Source organism: Elusimicrobiota bacterium (assembly GCA_018816525.1).
In the GTDB taxonomy this organism is placed as follows: Bacteria; Elusimicrobiota; Endomicrobiia; order CG1-02-37-114; family XYA2-FULL-39-19; genus OXYB2-FULL-48-7.
Window position 1 is genome coordinate 17,654 of the sequence record JAHIVV010000032.1, and the last position, 16,318, is coordinate 33,971.

The 16,318-nt window shown below is 38.8% G+C and carries 21 protein-coding genes and 3 tRNA genes; 7 read left to right on the plus strand and 17 right to left on the minus strand.

Features of this window, described 5'->3' with window-relative positions; translation table 11 throughout:
* Positions 1 to 2 precede the first annotated feature (2 nt).
* The 7 genes from KKH91_03510 (at position 3) to KKH91_03540 (ending at position 4,286) form a co-directional block, all read left to right on the plus strand.
* Positions 3 to 179, plus strand: coding sequence for a bifunctional nuclease family protein (locus tag KKH91_03510; GenBank protein MBU0951882.1), 177 nt, complete (start codon positions 3 to 5; stop codon positions 177 to 179).
* On the plus strand, positions 133 to 489 hold the full coding sequence (locus KKH91_03515; protein ID MBU0951883.1) for a bifunctional nuclease family protein: 357 nt from the start codon (positions 133 to 135) through the stop codon (positions 487 to 489). Before KKH91_03510 ends, KKH91_03515 begins: the two co-directional genes overlap by 47 nt.
* Positions 486 to 821: a hypothetical protein gene (locus KKH91_03520; GenBank protein MBU0951884.1), complete on the plus strand. Its 336-nt coding sequence runs from the start codon at positions 486 to 488 to the stop codon at positions 819 to 821. Before KKH91_03515 ends, KKH91_03520 begins: the two co-directional genes overlap by 4 nt.
* Positions 818 to 1,765: a methionyl-tRNA formyltransferase gene (gene fmt, locus KKH91_03525; GenBank protein MBU0951885.1), complete on the plus strand. Its 948-nt coding sequence runs from the start codon at positions 818 to 820 to the stop codon at positions 1,763 to 1,765. The genes KKH91_03520 and fmt overlap by 4 nt, the downstream gene beginning before the upstream one ends.
* Positions 1,762 to 2,289: a DUF116 domain-containing protein gene (locus tag KKH91_03530; GenBank protein MBU0951886.1), complete on the plus strand. Its 528-nt coding sequence runs from the start codon at positions 1,762 to 1,764 to the stop codon at positions 2,287 to 2,289. The genes fmt and KKH91_03530 overlap by 4 nt, the downstream gene beginning before the upstream one ends.
* The gene (htpX, locus tag KKH91_03535) at positions 2,286 to 3,134 is read left to right on the plus strand and encodes a zinc metalloprotease HtpX (GenBank protein ID MBU0951887.1); all 849 of its coding nucleotides are present in this window, start codon (positions 2,286 to 2,288) and stop codon (positions 3,132 to 3,134) included. The genes KKH91_03530 and htpX overlap by 4 nt, the downstream gene beginning before the upstream one ends.
* 90 nt (positions 3,135 to 3,224) lie before the next feature.
* Positions 3,225 to 4,286 carry a response regulator gene (locus KKH91_03540; protein MBU0951888.1) on the plus strand — a complete coding sequence of 354 codons (1,062 nt, stop codon included), beginning with the start codon at positions 3,225 to 3,227 and terminating at the stop codon, positions 4,284 to 4,286.
* A 602-nt stretch (positions 4,287 to 4,888) separates the two neighbouring features.
* Here the strand turns inward: KKH91_03540 and aroD are convergent.
* The 17 genes from aroD to KKH91_03625 all read right to left on the minus strand — a co-directional run.
* Positions 4,889 to 5,548, minus strand: coding sequence for a type I 3-dehydroquinate dehydratase (aroD, locus tag KKH91_03545; GenBank protein ID MBU0951889.1), 660 nt, complete (start codon positions 5,546 to 5,548; stop codon positions 4,889 to 4,891).
* A gap of 3 nt (positions 5,549 to 5,551) precedes the next feature.
* Entirely contained in the window at positions 5,552 to 7,810 is a 2,259-nt protein-coding gene (locus KKH91_03550) for a glycoside hydrolase (GenBank protein ID MBU0951890.1), read from the minus strand.
* Positions 7,810 to 9,399 carry a hypothetical protein gene (locus KKH91_03555; protein ID MBU0951891.1) on the minus strand — a complete coding sequence of 530 codons (1,590 nt, stop codon included), beginning with the start codon at positions 9,397 to 9,399 and terminating at the stop codon, positions 7,810 to 7,812. The genes KKH91_03550 and KKH91_03555 overlap by 1 nt, the downstream gene beginning before the upstream one ends.
* Positions 9,338 to 10,129, minus strand: coding sequence for a FecR family protein (locus tag KKH91_03560; GenBank protein MBU0951892.1), 792 nt, complete (start codon positions 10,127 to 10,129; stop codon positions 9,338 to 9,340). The genes KKH91_03555 and KKH91_03560 overlap by 62 nt, the downstream gene beginning before the upstream one ends.
* Positions 10,130 to 10,141: 12 nt before the next feature.
* Positions 10,142 to 10,807, minus strand: coding sequence for a tetratricopeptide repeat protein (locus KKH91_03565; protein MBU0951893.1), 666 nt, complete (start codon positions 10,805 to 10,807; stop codon positions 10,142 to 10,144).
* Positions 10,808 to 10,823: 16 nt separating this feature from the next.
* Positions 10,824 to 10,897: transfer RNA gene (locus KKH91_03570), tRNA-Arg, on the minus strand.
* Positions 10,898 to 10,904: 7 nt separating this feature from the next.
* Positions 10,905 to 11,402 carry an adenine phosphoribosyltransferase gene (locus tag KKH91_03575; GenBank protein MBU0951894.1) on the minus strand — a complete coding sequence of 166 codons (498 nt, stop codon included), beginning with the start codon at positions 11,400 to 11,402 and terminating at the stop codon, positions 10,905 to 10,907.
* Between the two features lie 29 nt (positions 11,403 to 11,431).
* Positions 11,432 to 12,262: an RNA polymerase sigma factor RpoD/SigA gene (locus KKH91_03580; protein MBU0951895.1), complete on the minus strand. Its 831-nt coding sequence runs from the start codon at positions 12,260 to 12,262 to the stop codon at positions 11,432 to 11,434.
* Positions 12,263 to 12,327: 65 nt separating this feature from the next.
* On the minus strand, positions 12,328 to 13,005 hold the full coding sequence (locus KKH91_03585) for a hypothetical protein (protein ID MBU0951896.1): 678 nt from the start codon (positions 13,003 to 13,005) through the stop codon (positions 12,328 to 12,330).
* 13 nt (positions 13,006 to 13,018) lie between these two features.
* A tRNA-Pro gene (locus tag KKH91_03590) sits at positions 13,019 to 13,092 on the minus strand.
* Positions 13,093 to 13,122: 30 nt separating this feature from the next.
* Positions 13,123 to 13,194 (minus strand) — tRNA-Pro (locus KKH91_03595).
* 4 nt (positions 13,195 to 13,198) lie between these two features.
* Positions 13,199 to 13,555, minus strand: coding sequence for a MerR family transcriptional regulator (locus KKH91_03600; protein ID MBU0951897.1), 357 nt, complete (start codon positions 13,553 to 13,555; stop codon positions 13,199 to 13,201).
* A 31-nt stretch (positions 13,556 to 13,586) separates the two neighbouring features.
* Positions 13,587 to 13,847, minus strand: a complete 261-nt coding sequence (locus tag KKH91_03605) for an HU family DNA-binding protein (protein ID MBU0951898.1) — start codon at positions 13,845 to 13,847, stop codon at positions 13,587 to 13,589.
* The gene (locus KKH91_03610) at positions 13,844 to 14,860 is read right to left on the minus strand and encodes an NAD(P)-dependent glycerol-3-phosphate dehydrogenase (protein ID MBU0951899.1); all 1,017 of its coding nucleotides are present in this window, start codon (positions 14,858 to 14,860) and stop codon (positions 13,844 to 13,846) included. The genes KKH91_03605 and KKH91_03610 overlap by 4 nt, the downstream gene beginning before the upstream one ends.
* The gene (gene plsY, locus KKH91_03615; GenBank protein MBU0951900.1) at positions 14,857 to 15,453 is read right to left on the minus strand and encodes a glycerol-3-phosphate 1-O-acyltransferase PlsY; all 597 of its coding nucleotides are present in this window, start codon (positions 15,451 to 15,453) and stop codon (positions 14,857 to 14,859) included. The genes KKH91_03610 and plsY overlap by 4 nt, the downstream gene beginning before the upstream one ends.
* A gap of 4 nt (positions 15,454 to 15,457) precedes the next feature.
* On the minus strand, positions 15,458 to 15,970 hold the full coding sequence (locus KKH91_03620; GenBank protein ID MBU0951901.1) for a CDP-alcohol phosphatidyltransferase family protein: 513 nt from the start codon (positions 15,968 to 15,970) through the stop codon (positions 15,458 to 15,460).
* Positions 15,967 to 16,318, minus strand: a 352-nt coding sequence (locus KKH91_03625) for a hypothetical protein (GenBank protein MBU0951902.1), incomplete at its 5' end; no start/stop codon positions are given. The genes KKH91_03620 and KKH91_03625, both read right to left, overlap by 4 nt.

Genomic DNA, 16,318 nt, shown 5'->3' on the forward strand with positions numbered 1-16,318 from the left:
TTATGATTACCTGTAAAGTCGAAGCAGTGACCTTTGACGAAATATCCCAGATGGGAATAGTTTTACTTACGGAGCAGGAGGGCAAGCGTGTATTGCCTGTCTGGGTGGGTATTTTTGAAGCGCAGCCAAATATTGTTCCGGCTGCAAAACGCTTACTTCCCGCGGCCCCTTACGCATGATTTGTTTAAAAATACTATAGAACAACTGGGCGCTAAGGTCGATTTTATTTATCTGAATAAAATCGAACAGAACACATATTACGCCCAGGTCCACCTGACCCAGAAAGATAATGAAATTGTTATAGATGCCAGGCCCTCTGACGCTATTGCCATTGCATTGCGCTGTGAAGCAGCTATTTACATTGATGAAAAAGTTATGGAATCAAACGCGGTTGACAGGGAAGAGTTTTTAAAAGAGCAAAAAGAAAAGTCTTATAAAACATATCTTGAATCGCTTGAAGAAGAAGACCTGGGGAAACTGAAGCATTGATAGATTTTATTATTAACTGGCTGGAAAAAATTAGGCTGACTTATAACGTAAATCCACGGCTATTTGCTGTGGTTTATGCAATATGTGTTCCGCCTTTCTGGTTTGCTGTATATAAAGTTGTCGCCGGTTTAAGAGTCGGGAAAACGGACAAATTGCCGAAATGGTTTCTTGTGCTTGGTTTTACCCTTACAGCTCCATTTCTTTATATCGCTTTTTTTGGAAAAAACCTGCCGGGCTGGTTTTGGATTGCTGTATTAGTTTTTGTTTGCCTGTCCATACTTTCTCTAATTAAGACCATTCGCGGTAAAGTACAAATGAAAATTAAAGCATGAATATTGTATTCTACGGATCCAATGAAAGTTCTGTTAAGTTTCTTGAACATTTATCAAAAAAGGATACGATTACTGCAGTTATCACCCGCCAGGATAAACCTTCAGGCCGCGGTTTGGAAATTCATTCATCGCCGGTAAAAATGTTCGCCCAACAAAACAATTTAAGATTAACCGAAATTGATAATTTGCTTTCTTCCGGCATAAAAGCTGATTTAGGCGTGGCTGTCGCCTATGGCAAAATTTTAAAAAAAGAGGTATTTTTTTTTCCAAAAAACGGGACTATTAATGTCCATTTCTCTCTTCTTCCAAAATACCGCGGCGCAGCGCCCATGCAATGGGCTTTAATAAACGGCGAAAAAAGTACAGGTGTCACAATATTTTTTATAGATGAAGGCCTGGATACCGGGAAAATACTGTTTCAAAAAGAGATTCCGATTGAACTGGAAGATGATTTTGCGTCGCTGGAAAATAAACTGGTAGAAGAAGGCATGAAATTGTTAGGCGAGTCAATAAAGTTGATAAGTAATAAGGACTTCACAGCCAGAGAACAGGCTGGCGAGCCCTCATTTGCACCGCCTTTAAAAAAAAGCGACGGTATTATAAATTGGTCAGCAAAATCCTCAATAGAAATCTGCAGCCTTATAAGAGGGGTAAATCCCTGGCCCGGGGCCTATACGGAAACTGGGATTGAAGAACACGGGTTACTTAAAATATTAAAAGCCAAACCCATAGAGCCAAGTAAGGAAGAATCTGATTTGTGGATTAAAAACCGGGTACCGGGAGAAATAGCTGCTCTTATTAGAGGAAAAGGTTTTGTTGTAAAATGTAAAGAAGGGTTTCTTTTAGTAGAATTTGTTCAAAGGCAAAATGGGAAATTCATAAATGCGTGGGCCTTCTGGCAGGGAGCCCGTTTAGAGATTGGGAAAAAGTTTATAAAGCAATGAAAAGGCGATTACTAATACATTTAGGTTTTCCGGCAATAACTATTTTAGGAAAAATACTCCCGGAAAGGTTTTCAAATAAATTTGAGCAATGGAAAATTGACTTTAATAATAGACTGATAAAATCAAAAATAGTAAAAAAACCCAAGTCCCTTCTTTTATTACTGGCGCATTGCCTGCAGCTTGAAGAATGCAGCCACAGGCTTACTAAAGACGTGTTTAACTGTGCAGGATGCGGTAAATGCAATATTGCCGATTTGGTGAAAATAAGTGAAAAATTTGGTATAATTGCAAAAGTAGCCGCAGGCGGAAGGCTCGCAAAAAGATTAGTTAAAGAACTACGGCCTGATTTGATTCTGGCAGTAGCCTGCGAAAGAGAATTGACTGAAGGAATTTCTGCAGTTTATCCTTATAAGGTTATCGGCGTAACAAATTCGCGGCCTTGCGGGCCTTGTGTAAATACTCTAGTTGACGTCAAAAAAATTGAAAGGGTTTTACAGGACGTTTTAGAAAAAACAATTCCATGAATTCAGTTAAAACTTTTATTTTAATGTTTGTACTGCTTCTCCTTTTTGTCTGGGTTGGGCGCATAATCGGCGGCCAGTCAGGAATGCTGCTGGCGTTTTTTCTTGCCTGTGTTATGAACTTTTTTTCCTACTGGTTCAGCGATAAGATTGTTTTGATGATGTATGGTGCAAAAGAAATTCCCCAAAACCAGGCGAATAACCTGTACTCTATAGTTGCCAATGCAGCCCAGTCAGCGAACCTTCCTATGCCAAAAATATATATGATCCAATCAATAGCCCCTAACGCTTTTGCTACAGGTAGGAATCCTTCTCATGCAGCTATTGCGGTTACCCGCGGTATTCTTGATTTATTGAACGACAAAGAACTCTCAGGTGTTATTGCACATGAATTATCTCATATAAAAAACCGTGATACGCTTATTTCGATGGTTGCAGCAACTGTTGCAGGCGCAATATTCATGCTGGCGCGCATGGCTCAGTTTGCAATGATTTTTGGCGGCCGGGACAGCCGGGAAGACAGAGGCGGCGGAATAGCAATGCTTGCTGTGATGATTGTAGGCCCGATTGCTGCGATGGTAATTCAACTTGCTATTTCCAGGGCCCGCGAATATGACGCAGATGAATCCGCGGCTATGATCAGCGGGGATCCGCTTGCTCTTGCAAGCGCGCTTAGGAAACTTTCTGCTGGTTCGAAAAGAATGCCGTTAGCTTCAAATCCAGCTACGGCCCATTTGTTTATTGTAAACCCTTTAAAGAGCGAGAAAATACTTTCTTTGTTTTCAACACATCCGCCTGTGGAAGAAAGAATCAAACGGCTTGAAAATATCGCAGGAATGAAATTATAATAAATGGTATTATAAACCGCATTGAAAAATAAAATTCATTGTAGATAAACGAAAATACGAACAAAAGCAGCAATAGCCTGGAGGCAGAGAATGGCAAAAAAAATCCTGATAGCAGAAAATGAATGGGAATTACGAAACCTCTTAAAGTTAATTATTGAAAAATATGATTTTGACGTTATGGAAGCCGAAGATGACAGGCAGGCTGTAAACCTGGTTTCATCTTTCAAACCTGACCTTCTTATGCTGGATCTTTCAATGAAAGGTTTTGAAATTGTGCATAAGTTGAGAAATAATTACGAAACACAAAGCCTGCCGGTTGTAATGCTTATAGATAAAAAAGCCATCCAGGATTCACCTATAAAAGATTATGTACAGGACTTTTTACTCAAACCATTTGAAGAAGAAAGTGTTCTTCAGGTAATTAAAAAGATATTCGGTGATGTCCAAAAAAAGACAGCAGCATCCAAAAGGCCTTTTGATTCATTTTTCACGCCGGATTCAGAAAAAACTGTTGTTTTGTCGCCTAGTGAATTGCCGGCAGAAGCCTCTATGGGAGAAAAAACTTTAGTGCTTTCTCCTGAAGAAATAATGGCTATTACAAAGCAATCTGTGAAGCCCGTAATTCCTGAAACGTTTTCACCAGAATTGACCATTCAGGTGAATCCTCTACCAGAAGTAGAGGTACCGGAACCCATTGCGCAGGAACCAGTACAGGAAGAGCAAATTCCGGAACCTGCTCCTGAAATTCCCGGAGCATCTGTGCCGGAATTTATGCCTGAAGCGACAATTCAGGGAACAGATTTTGAAAAATTATTTGGTAAATCGCAGGAAGAAAAGGTACCGGAACCTATAGTTGTTGAAACAAAGTTCTACAGTATCTTAAATGTTACGTTGAAAGATTTACTATTGGCGGTATACTGTTCAGTAAGACTTTCAGGTAACAAAGATATCTCCGATAAGCCGATATTGGTCGTTACTAACGGCTCAGATGTTGATTCTAAGGAATTTGGCACAATTATGGATGTTTTTGGTTCAGGAACAAACGTTGTAGCTATTGACGCCGGTAAATTTAATGATAAAATTCAGGAATTAACTGCGGCAGGAGTTATTATTTTTGAGGTAGATCCTTCCGGGTTTAAAAAAATACGCTAGATAGGATTTTAACATTCGACACGGTCGTTTTGTTGACGGACATAGGAGCGCTCATATTTGGCTAATTCTTGGTGTTTTTAAGCTGCCTGGTAAGCTATATTATTGATAGTTTGCCAACTTTTTGTGTTAGTAAAGCCTTTCGACAGTCCTATTAAGCCTTAACCCGGTTTTATGAAAGGCCAGTTTTGCCAACCTTAACAGATACCTGCCTTATAATGGTTTTTCCAGATCCCTTATTTTGCCAAAAGTTGGCAAAACTCTTTCCTTTAAAATTTCTATTTTTGCCAGATTGATTTTATCCCAATTTTTTCTTTTAAAATAATTGGGATGGTTGCCCGGCAAAATTTGCCAAATCTTTGAAATATTTGAAATAATTGATTTGCTTAGACTGCCAGTATAGAATAGTTAAAGTAAAGTATTAGAACCCATCCATAAATACATATAAAACCCATGCGTCTGGTATTTAATATAAGGGGATACATTAACTAAGCTTGAGGCGTCTTTGTGTATGGTTTGATTAACATAATATATCTTATCGGAACCAGTGCATATATGTGGAAGCTAAATCATTTGTAGTGTTTTAAGTCAGGAATTGGACGCTTTTAGCCTAAAATAATCTTGAGTTGTTTCAAGCTTAATTGGTTGGCAACTACAGGAGTATTGATATAACCGTAAGTTAAATATGAGCCAAGAATAGGGCATATGACCCTGCCTAACTGGCTTAAATGTCCCATAGGAATGATGGCAATATTTGATAATTTTGAGTGTATTTTACAGAAATTAAGCAATTGAAGGAAGTCATTATCATTGGCTACAAACATAGCTATCTTTGTAAGGAACGGTTTATGGGCTTGAGAAGCCTTTAGAAAGCTTAAAAGTTGGCTGTATTTTAATGTTTTTTTAAAGTTATGGTAAGATAATATGAGCTTTTTATCAAATTTTTTAGTTAAATTGATTATATTCCCAAGATTATTGGCAGATGAAAGTTCTAAATCAACAAAATCTGAAAGCGGGATGAAGCGATTAAAAAGACTTGAACGCTCTTTTTCATTACCGGAAAAGCTTCCCCCCTCGCTTTTTTTACGAATTGTCAGAATAATAGGAAGTTTAAGTTGTTTTTTTATTTTTTGAAACAGTTGGGGGGCAGTTTTAAGTTGATTCTTGCTAAAAAGGTCCAGCCTTATTTCAACTATATCAGCGCCTTGAAATTTTGCAGTTTGAGCTTCCTTAAGGTTAGTTATGATACCGGCAATTTTAGGCATACATTAGGACCAATGGTGCATTGAGAAATCTTCCGCAGGCCTTATGAATTTAACTGTTTCCTGGTAGGGCCACCGCTCAATCTCGGAGAATTTAACTGAATCCTGATCAGGCAGGATTTTACTCGCCAAAACAACAAATTCTATCTGGTTTTTATGGTCAGTATTAAGCAGGCTGAAAGGCATTGAAAGTTCAATTATCTTTTGAAAAGCTATTGTATCAAGTTTTTGCGCTCCGTTTTCATCTTCAAATGAATAATCAACGCTATTGTCAGTTTTGTTTATTTTAATTGAGAGCTTTTTGTTTAGCGGGCTGAGGAATAAAACCTGGAATACTATTTTATCGAATTCAGTCTCAGTTTGCGCAGCCCTGAGGTCTATTCTTAAAAAGAAATTTTCCATGTCAAAGCCGTAATAAAATTTTGATATTATGGATTCAACCTGGTGCATGGTTCCGCCGGAATGGCCGACGTAATAAAATCCGGCTGAAAGCCATTCAAAATAGTTGGTTATCTTTCCGTCAATTTTCGGGCTGACAATATCTTTCGGGGCGTAAAATACTTCCTTTTTAAGAAATTTGCCTTTTATTGTTATATAAAATTCATCGGGTACAGGCTGGCCGAGCAAATCATAAACATTCATTAAATGTTTCCGGAAGAGATAGTCAAACATTTCATCCTGTCCTGATGAGTGGTCATCTCCGTACCACCAGTTCCAGTCGCTGCCCTCGGCTATATATAATTCCTCAAAAGCGCATTTTACTTCGGTCGAATCCTTTTTTTCGGGATTGTTTTTTATATAGTCATCAAGCATATTTCTTGTTTTTAGGACAAATTCCCAGGCCAGATTATCTTCCTGATGTCCTATCCAGACGCCGAAATTAGCGTTAATCCAGGAACCCGGGAATAAATGCTTCAGTGTGATTTTAGAAGGATGTTCTTTAAGAAAATCGGATATTGTAACGGTTTCTATTTCAGGGTCACTTGACAACTTTGAATAGAGCGCCCTTAAAAAGTCCCAGCCGTCATTGCGGTAAAATTCCCAGCAGTTTTCCCCATCCAGGATTACAGGAATAAAAAAAGTTGAATTCTTGTCTTTCCACAGGCTTTCTTTCAGCCTGTGAATTTTTGTTATAAAATCGTTGGCTGCATCATTCGGGTCCCAATGGCTGTACACGAATCCTATAGAATCAGACAGGACTCTGTCCCTGAAAATGATATTGAGCGATTTTACACCTTCCGGCGTGTTTTTTTCAACCAGGTAGGGCTGATAGAACAGTTCCCTGGGGCTTTTTGATACGACTCCGCTTTGTTGCATTGCTATGGTATTATAAAGAATTTGTTCATCGGTAGCTATCCAGTTAATGCCTGCATCTGCAATCGGCCCGATAATGTCCTCGGAAACGCTTCCTTCAGAGGGCCACATCCCGCGCGGTTTTACGCCGAATATTTTCTCATAATATCCAACTGCTTTTCTTATCTGAGCCTGCGCGTCTTCGGGCCTGGAAAATTTTTTCGGCAGGAACACTCCCGGCATGCCGAATTTTGCGATATCAGTATTGCATAATAAAGGAAGTATCGGGTGATAAAAAGGGGTCACGGACACTTCTATCTGTCCTTTTTCCTGCATCTCCTTGTATTTAGATACAACCTTGCCGCAGATTTCCTTTTGTTTAGCCATGAGGTCGAGTTTTTCTTCTTCAGTATAATTCTTGCCTTTTTCAAATAGTTTTTTTATTAATGGGTCGTTCCATTTCCAATAAGGATCCATCCAGGAAAGGTTAAACCAGACCTGCAGGTCCCTGTAGTCCTGTTCTTTCATGTATTTCTGGATCCTGTTGATTTCGCTCAAAGGAACATACTTTCCGCGCTTATTGAGTAATTCATAATATCTGGGATAGGGCTGTACCATTGTTTCCCAATTAGACATGAAAAAGTTATAAAGGACATAAATTTTATCTTCGTCGGTAAGTTCATTAGCCGGTTTTAAAGTTAGTAATAAGAGTTTATCGTAGGCGACTCCCCTGGCATATTCGTCAAGCTGGATCATAAGCGAAGGCACGAGGTTAAAATTCAATTTTATCGAAGGGAATTCGTCCAAAATAGCAACCATGTCAAAATAGTCTTTCGTTGCATGCAGCCTCACCCAGGGCATGGAATAAGAAACGCTGTAGGGTTCTGTTGCCTGTTGACCGGAAACAGGAGTTTCCCTGTAAACAGGCTGGTGCTGGTGCCATAAGAAAGCTAAATGAATCTTCTGGGTCATTAGAACCTGCAGGTAGTTTCGAAAATGAACATTTCTGTTGTTAGAGTTTTTGGCCAGACAAATACATTATTCGGCGGGGTAAATCTGGAAAAACCGAATTTGAATTCTAAATATTTGGAATAAACATACGTGGCGGACAAATCGAGTTCGCCTCCCAGACTGTATTTCCTTGAATTGATATCTCCTGTAAGAAAAACGCCGGATAAATATTCTAATCCCGCTCCTCCAGTTCCGCCTCCCTGGCCCATAGATGAAACACCGGACGGGTTGTATATTTCGGAAGCAGAGTAGGCATATTGTGCAACGCCAAAGGTCCACCCATACATCGGCGAGAAATCCAATCCTATGCAGAATGCTCCCAAGCCGCTGTAATAGGGAGCTCCATAACTTGAATCATTAACAAGGCTTCTTGGCACGTCCCAAAGAGAATCATTCAAGCTTCCGGCAAAATATTCCCCCCAGCCTGATTTTCTTAGACCGTTATATTTTCTTGAAAAATCAGGAGTGAAGGATTCATCTTTGTCAAAACTTTCTAAGGCTGTATTTGTTTTGTTCCCCGATCCGGTTGAACTTGAGTCCGAATCGCCGGTTGAGCCTGAAAGAAGCGCATAGGCCTGTACTTTTCCGAGCCTCGTTTTGTCATTTATCAGCCTTCCCTGGGCAACAAACGCTTTTCCGTCAAGCTCTACCAGGTTGCCGTTGCTGTCAGATTGGTTATTCAAAAGCATTATATTGCCTTTTTGCATTGCATATTCAAATGAATAAAAACCCCAATTGCCTTTTTTAGAAACTATAAAGTCATAGAATGTTTTGCTTATGTTAGATGTCGCTTCTGATTTTCTGCCTTGTACGTAAGGAGTTCCGGACATATCTTTTTCTTCAAAATACCCTAATTCAAGATCGCTGTTTTTGAGCGGGTATTTAAAAATTAATCCCTGAAGGTCGAAGTCTTTGGCCTGGGTGAAATTCTCAGCAATTTTTGCCGTGAAGAATTCGCTATGGAGTTTGGCCGGGTAATCAAAAGCAAACCTTAACGCATTCATGCCCGCATTATTGTCGGATATTATAAGGCCGTTGCCGTATTCAATAGGCTGGCGCCCTATGGTCAGCTCAAGAGGCAAGCCGCTGAAATTTGCAGCTTTTATATATGCGTTTTCAATAAAAGGGTTAAAGTTTATATTAGGATAAGGATATTTTTTTTGCCAATCAAATTGCTGGAAATAAACGGTAGTATTTGTTGTGCTGGCGTTCTGCTGATAGGGTATGGTGCTTCCCACAACCCCGATAGCCTGAAGCCTTGCGACTATTTCAATATCGGGTGAAAATTTTCCCGAGAGTGTAATTCTTAAGCGTTGCGTGTAATAAGCGCGGGAATCAGTTGAAGTACTTGTATCAAAATCCAGGTTTGGATAAGAAACGCCGGTCAATTTATAATCTGTGTCCAGATTAAGCGAAGAAGCATTTAACGCTATTGCACAGCATTGAATGCAAAATATTGCAGATGAAAAAAACCTTAATTTAAATCGTCTATTCACTTTTATCAATAACCTCTTTTCTAACTTTTGTTCTTTCTGTTTTTCTTTGCGCATAATTTGCTTTTACCCAGCTTTTTTGTGTTTCCTCTGAATGGGCTTTCAATTGTTTAAACTCTTCTTTTTTTGCAAGCAGTTCCCCGCTCGTAATCTTCTGGGGTTTGTTTATCCCTTTTTTTGTAATTGTAGTTACCTGGTCGGGTTTTACGGATATTTCGTGTAAAAAAGCCAGCATAAGTTCGTTATCATCTTTTGGTAAACCCGCTTCCTCAACAAAATCTTTGACTACTACCTTTCCTTCGAAAACAGCAACGCTTGCAGTATTCTCATCAAGTACGTCTACCGAAAGCCCGGTACCTCTGACTGATACCGTTGCTACAGGGGTTTTAATGCCCATTTTAGTGACTTTCATTTTACTCACATAGGAAAGCAGAGAACCTTTTTTATTCATTGCTACCTGTATTTCGCTGGTATTTTTTGAAAGGTTAATTAATAGTTTTTCCAGTTCCAAAACAGAATTTTGTGTTATTCTGAAAATTGTGCCGCCTTCCAGTAAGATTGTTACTTTAGAATTATCTCCAGTTTTTATCGAGTCGCCTTTTTTCAGGCCTAATCCTATTTTTGTCTTAAGCCATTTTGCAGTGTTTTCAGGTTTAAATGAAACACCGCCTTCAATTTTTGTTATAACTGCATATAGTTCGTCATTATCGTTTTCGGCTATAAGCGCCGCAGGCAGAAAAGAAAATGACAGGAACAGGAAAATAAAAAAGAAAAGGTTCTTTTTCACAATTAACCTCCGTTATTTTGTTTGCGGTTGCGCCCCAAAATTTTTCTGTACTTCCGCTGACCAATAGGTCCCTGGGAAAAGTGTCATAAGTTTTTCATAGGTTTCTTTTGCCAGTTGGGAAGATCCGCTTATAAGGTATACGCGTGCCAGGGAATCATAAATTCTTGCGGCAAGGTAATGGTTAGGATATTTTTCTAAAAATCCTTTATAGGACGCTATGGCGCCCTGATAATCCCCCATATTTTCTTTAGAATACCCGAGGCCTGAATATGCAAAAAGGATGATGTCCTTGGATTTATTGTTGTTAATCATTTCCTGATAAAGGCCTGCGGCCACGTTATAGTTTTTTGCCCTGAAAGAAATGTCTGCTTTTGCAAATTTAGCGTACTGGCCCACGTCTGAATTAGAGTATTTGCTTATAACATCGTCCAAAATTTGCATCGCTTGTGCTGTCATGCCCTGGGAGGCATAACCTTGCGCATAGGAAATTTTTTCCCAGCTGAGTTTCTTCGTAGTATTGTAATTGGAAATAAAATAGATCCCTAATGCGCCAAAAACAATAATTATTCCTGCCGCGCTTGCAGCGGACTGCCAGCGTTCTTTAAGCCAGAGAATAGAGTCTGCAGCCATTTTCTGAATTTCAACCTGACTAAAACTTTTTGTTTCAAATTTGTTCATGATATTCCTTTATCTTTGCCCCTGGCCTGAGTTGAACAGGCAACCTTCTCCTTAGGACGGAGCCGCTCTATCCAATTGAGCTACAGGGGCTTTTATTTTAATAGGTGAGCAAAGAGAAGATTTCCCTGCCTTCCAGTTTTTTTCTTGGGTTTAAAAATGAGAGTTCAATCAAAAAACAAAGCCCTGTTACTTTTGCGCCAAGGCCCTCAATCATTTTCGTAACTGCCTGCGCTGTCCCGCCGGTGGCTAATACATCGTCAACTATTAAAACATTTTCTCCAGGAGCACAGGCATCTTTGTGCATTTCAAGAGTATCTGTTCCATATTCAAGGTCGTAAGTAACGCTTACCGTCTGCCAGGGAAGCTTATTTTTTTTGCGTACAGGCACAAATCCGCATCCCAGCGTGTAAGCGAGAGCCGAGCCGAGAATAAAACCTCTCGATTCCATGCTTACAATTTTGTCAATTTTTTTGTTTTTGTAGGCCGCTGTAAGTTTGTCGATACATTCTTTTAAAGCGTCCTTGTCCTTTAAAAGCGGTGTTATGTCTTTAAAAATAATGCCTTTTTTTGGAAAATCAGGAACATCTCTTATAATTTTTTTTAGATCCGTAAATTCCTCCCGCGTTAAACTAGATTCATTTTATGGGCAATCCACTTTAATTGATAAAGGGCCCTTTTTTCGAGCTGTCTTACGCGTTCTTTAGATATTTTAAGTTTTTTCCCTATTTCTTCTAGAGTAAAGCTCTGCCTGTCCATAAGGCCGTAACGCATATTCAAAATAGACCTTTCTCTTGCATTAAGTTTATTCAACGCTTTTAACATATCGTCGTGCAGTTTGGAGGAAGTTATCACAGAGTCCGGTGTTTTTAATGATTTGTCGGTAATTACGTCTTTTACAAACAATTCACCATTCTCGTCGATTGGGGTTTCCAGGGATTTTATGCTATGGAACATTTCTATAGTTTCAATTATATTTTGTATCTGTTTTGCGGAAAGGTTCAGTTTATGGGTCATTTCAGTGACAGTAGGGTATCTACCGAACTGGGCGTGCAGAGACTCCCATTGTTTAATCCACTTTCTCAGGTTTTCCCAGATGTAAGTGGGTATCCTGATATCTTTTGAATTTTCTTCAACGGCTTTGCGTATAAATTGTTTTATCCAATAAACGGCATAAGTCGAAAATTTAGTATTTCTTCTTGGATTGAATTTTTTTATGGCATGAATCAGCCCGAGGTTTCCCTCTTCAATCAGGTCCGATAATTCAATTCCGTATTTTTGATATTTTTTAGCTATAGGGAAGACAAGCCTTAAATTGTTTTCAATTAAAGCTATTTCAGCTTTTTTATTGCCTTTTCTTGCTTTTTCCCAAAGCTCTTTTGGGTTAAATACCTGATTTCTTGCTGCCAGATCGCCTACTTCTTTAAAATACTGGCCGGCAGAGCTTCCTAGTTTCATAAGATTCACCCTCTGGTATATTATACATTATTGCAAAAATTTCAGCAACACTAACTCGTCAGCGTCTAACTCGTAAGAGTTAGCCCAAACATGAAGTTTTCAAAAGCGTTATTAAGCTGTTGAAGGTTTATCAAAAATAAATCAAGTTTTACATCAGGAGACAATAAAACTCTCCAGCCCAGGTTTGACTGGCCGGTATAAGATTTATAATCAAAAATAAAGTTGGAATATTTTGTTGCTTTAGAAAAAGATACAAAGTATCCCAGTTTTTTTTCTTCAGAAAAATACACATCTACGCCCGACTGTATATTAAGATTAAAAAAATCGGCAAATTGCTTACCCAGGACAAAATATAATGTTTTCCTGTATAAACCTACAGACAAATCAAGAGGCTGATCTTGTGTGTATTGTTTAACTAAATTGTATTTTGCATGCAAAGCTACCGAGGTAGACCTGATTTGTTCGTAAGACCCGCTCGTGTAAGGAGAAATATCATTAAGGTTTAAATATATTCCGCCTTCGAGAGAGGTGTTTATTCCATAGGCTACTCCGATATTGAATTTATGAAGGCCAAAACTGAATTTATTTGTGTCGGTTATATAGGGCGATGCAGTAATAATATTACCGGTATAACCGGCGAGGTTTTGGGCATTTGCAAGATATTGGAAGTTTTCTTTTTGGGCAAAAGAGAAGGACGACAGGAGAAAAATCGGAGATAGAGTAATTAAAATTAATTTATTCATTAATTAAGAAAAGTCGGGGCGAGTGGATTTGAACCACCGATCTCATGGTCCCGAACCATGCACCCTAAGCCACTGGGCCACGCCCCGAAAATATATATAAGGAATTTGTTGTTTTTATCGGGGCGGTGGGACTTGAACCCACGGCTCCTCCCACCCCAAAGGAGTGCCCTACCCCTGGGCCACGCCCCGATATTTATTTCAGAATTTTCAAAACTTCCTGCAGGGTTTTTTTCGTTTCTTTCAATAAGCCGATAGCTATTGAGGATTCACCCAATTCAAACTGTAACTGCTGTGTTTTGTCTTTCTTTTGGGAAGCCAGGTGCTTCTTGGCTCCTGCAATTGTAAACTTTTTCGTATAAAGCAGTTCTTTTATTTCATTTATGAGAGTTATATCTTTTTTTGTAAATTTTCTGTGGCCGGAATCCCTTCTCTGGGGTTTTAAAATGGCAAACTCGCTCTCCCAGTATCTTAGGACATACTGGGGCAAATTCGTAATTTTTGAAACATCGCCTATCGAAAAATATTCTTTGTCTGGAAGAATAATATCCACGGTTAAATTAAAGCAAAAAAAACCTAATTGGTCAAATCAGAAGGTTTTTTGCCGGTTTGAATTTTACTTTTTTCTTTGGATTTATAAGCATTACTTTTCTAGTCTTTGGATTAAGCATTTTTTTTGCGCGGACAAGTTTTATATTAAAGCTTCCGAATCCGGATACGATGACTTTTTCGCCTGATTTTAAAGCGTTTTGCATAGTGGAAAAAATCTTTTCTGTAGCGTTTTTTGCCTCAGTCTTTGTGCTTAAAACACTTGTTAAAGCTTCGATAAGGCCTTTTTTGTTCATTCTATCTCCGCCTTTGCCCTTCTGGTCATAAGGTCATAAACTGCTTTTTTGGGGTTTTTATGCCTGTAAAGTACCCGATAAACTTCATTGATTATCGGCAGTTCAAACTTTAATTTTTTCCCCAGCAGGTAGGCTGATTTTGCAGTTCTGTAACCTTCAGTAGTAATCATTTTTTCGTTTAACGCTTTTTTCAAGGAAACCCTACTCCCGATCTTTTCGCCAAAACCTCTGTTGCGCGAGTGTTTTGAAAAGCAGGTTGTTATTAAATCTCCCAGGCCTGACAGCCCCATAAAGGTGTTGGTTTCACCGCCAAGCTTGCGGCCAAGTTTAATCATCTCCCGCAGTCCTCTGGTAACGATTGCCGATTTGGTATTGTCTCCAAGGCCCAGGCTGTCGCTTATTCCGCAGGCAATGGCTATGACATTTTTCAGCGAACCGCCTATTTCAACTCCCGTAACATCATGATGGGTATAAACCCTGAATTGCCTGTTCATAAAAAGTTTCTGGATTGTTTGTGCAGTCTCTATGTATTTTGAAGCTGCGACAACTGCCGTGGGAAGCCCTCTGGCTACCTCGACAGCAAAACTGGGGCCTGATAATACACAAATATTTTTGTCGGGAACTGAAAGTTCTTCTTTAAGTATTTCTGTCATCGTTTTCAGTGAATCGGTTTTAATTCCTTTTACGACACTCAAGAAAATACAATTACTTTTTTCGATGTTAAGGTTTTTAATCAGTTTTATAGTGTTTTGAAAAAAGTGAGACGGAACAGCAAGGAGTATAATATTTTTCCCGGATAATATTTTTTCGATGTCATTGCTTATGACAATATTTTTCGGAATTTTAAATTCGAATGATTCTAAATGGAGAATTCTTTTTTTATCGAGTTCCCGGCTTTTCTTTGAATCAAATTCCCATAGGCTGACAGGATAACCGTTTTTTGAAAGTAATGTCCCTAATGTTGTGCCCCAGGCGCCGCCCCCCAGTACCGCTATATCCGGATTTTTTATCATAATTTTATTTTAGGTTCTTCCCCTTTGGCTAATCTTACCAGGTTGTTTTTATGTCTTAGAATAATCACGGCGCAAAGCAGAGTTATAACAATTTTTATCAATAACGGGTTATTTCCCGGATAAAACCAGCTTACAATTGCTACCACTGCAGTGGAGAATATTGACGATAGCGAAACGTATTTTGTTAAAAATAGCGATACAAAAAAAACTGCAACCCCTGCAGTTGCTGAAATTGGCAATAAAGCAAACACTACTCCGGCGCCGGTTGCTACTCCTTTGCCGCCTTTAAATGACAGCCAGACGGTCCAGTTATGCCCGCCTATTGCGGCAATCCCGGAAAGTAAAGAATAATTTATGTCAGCGTTAAAAAATCTTGAAACCAGGTAAACGGCGAGAAAGCCTTTCAGCATATCGATAATGAAAACAATAACTCCGGCTGTTTTTCCGACTGTCCTGAAAACATTTGTTGCGCCCGGGTTGCCGGAACCATGTTTTCTAATGTCGATACCTTTGAGAATTTTCGCGAACAGGTAAGCGGTAGGGATACTGCCCACTAAATACGACATTATGGTGATTAGAAGTATTTTTTGCATTTTTTTAGCTAGCCAGAAGTTTTGAACCTTTTAAATAGTAATCAAGGGTTGTTAAAAGCGTAGTAAGCCCGGTTGCAAAGAATAATATCTGAAGATTTGGCAAGCCCAGTAATACAAGAAAAATAGTCAACACTTGCATTGTGGTATTAAGTTTACCTATAAATTGAACTGAAATTCTATATTTATGCGTTATAGTGAAGATAAATATCAATCCTGAGACAATAATGATGTCTTTGCCTATGACCAGCAGGAATAGCCACATGGGTATTTTGCCAAGCGCGCAAAAGATATAATATGAGGATATAATCAATACTTTGTCGGCAATCGGGTCAAGAGTACTTCCAATTTGGGTCTGCATTTTTAATGTTCTTGCCAAAAAACCGTCAAGCAGGTCAGTTAATACGCATATAGAAAAAATAATCAAGGGTATGCTGTTGTTATTACCTAACTTAAGGTAATAAATAAAGACAGGGACTAATAGTATTCTTATTAGGGTAATCAGATTTGCGATGTTCATTTATTTTTTAATTGTTTTTGAATTTTATTCCAGGTCAATTCATCGGTTTGAATTTTCAATTTCATTTCCGCGCCGTGGTACGATTTTTCAAGTATTTTGGTATTAGAAAACACAAAATCAACCAGTTTTGGCTGGTTATAGTTTATCGATACAGTTCCTGTCGTTTTTTGAGTATATAGAACTTTATCGATTTTGTCAAGTAGTTCATCAAAACCCGCCCCGTTTTTTGCTGAAATAAACAACGAATTTTTATCATTTTTTAACGCGTCAACGCAATTTGGGTGTATAAGGTCGATTTTATTATAAACTTTTATCATTGGAATTTCACCTGCTCCCAGTTCTTTTAAA

Bases quoted from the DNA above. Each gene is read 5' to 3' on its own strand.
- KKH91_03510 (MBU0951882.1), top strand. From the start codon at position 3: ATGATTACCTGTAAAGTCGAAGCAGTGACCTTTGACGAAATATCCCAG.
- fmt (MBU0951885.1), top strand. From the start codon at position 818: ATGAATATTGTATTCTACGGATCCAATGAAAGTTCTGTTAAGTTTCTT.
- KKH91_03530 (MBU0951886.1), top strand. From the start codon at position 1,762: ATGAAAAGGCGATTACTAATACATTTAGGTTTTCCGGCAATAACTATT.
- htpX (MBU0951887.1), top strand. From the start codon at position 2,286: ATGAATTCAGTTAAAACTTTTATTTTAATGTTTGTACTGCTTCTCCTT.
- KKH91_03540 (MBU0951888.1), top strand. From the start codon at position 3,225: ATGGCAAAAAAAATCCTGATAGCAGAAAATGAATGGGAATTACGAAAC.
- aroD (MBU0951889.1), bottom strand. From the start codon at position 5,548: ATGCCTAAAATTGCCGGTATCATAACTAACCTTAAGGAAGCTCAAACT.
- KKH91_03550 (MBU0951890.1), bottom strand. From the start codon at position 7,810: ATGACCCAGAAGATTCATTTAGCTTTCTTATGGCACCAGCACCAGCCT.
- KKH91_03555 (MBU0951891.1), bottom strand. From the start codon at position 9,399: ATGCGCAAAGAAAAACAGAAAGAACAAAAGTTAGAAAAGAGGTTATTG.
- KKH91_03565 (MBU0951893.1), bottom strand. From the start codon at position 10,807: ATGAACAAATTTGAAACAAAAAGTTTTAGTCAGGTTGAAATTCAGAAA.
- KKH91_03580 (MBU0951895.1), bottom strand. From the start codon at position 12,262: ATGAAACTAGGAAGCTCTGCCGGCCAGTATTTTAAAGAAGTAGGCGAT.
- KKH91_03585 (MBU0951896.1), bottom strand. From the start codon at position 13,005: ATGAATAAATTAATTTTAATTACTCTATCTCCGATTTTTCTCCTGTCG.
- KKH91_03605 (MBU0951898.1), bottom strand. From the start codon at position 13,847: ATGAACAAAAAAGGCCTTATCGAAGCTTTAACAAGTGTTTTAAGCACA.
- KKH91_03610 (MBU0951899.1), bottom strand. From the start codon at position 14,860: ATGATAAAAAATCCGGATATAGCGGTACTGGGGGGCGGCGCCTGGGGC.
- plsY (MBU0951900.1), bottom strand. From the start codon at position 15,453: ATGCAAAAAATACTTCTAATCACCATAATGTCGTATTTAGTGGGCAGT.
- KKH91_03620 (MBU0951901.1), bottom strand. From the start codon at position 15,970: ATGAACATCGCAAATCTGATTACCCTAATAAGAATACTATTAGTCCCT.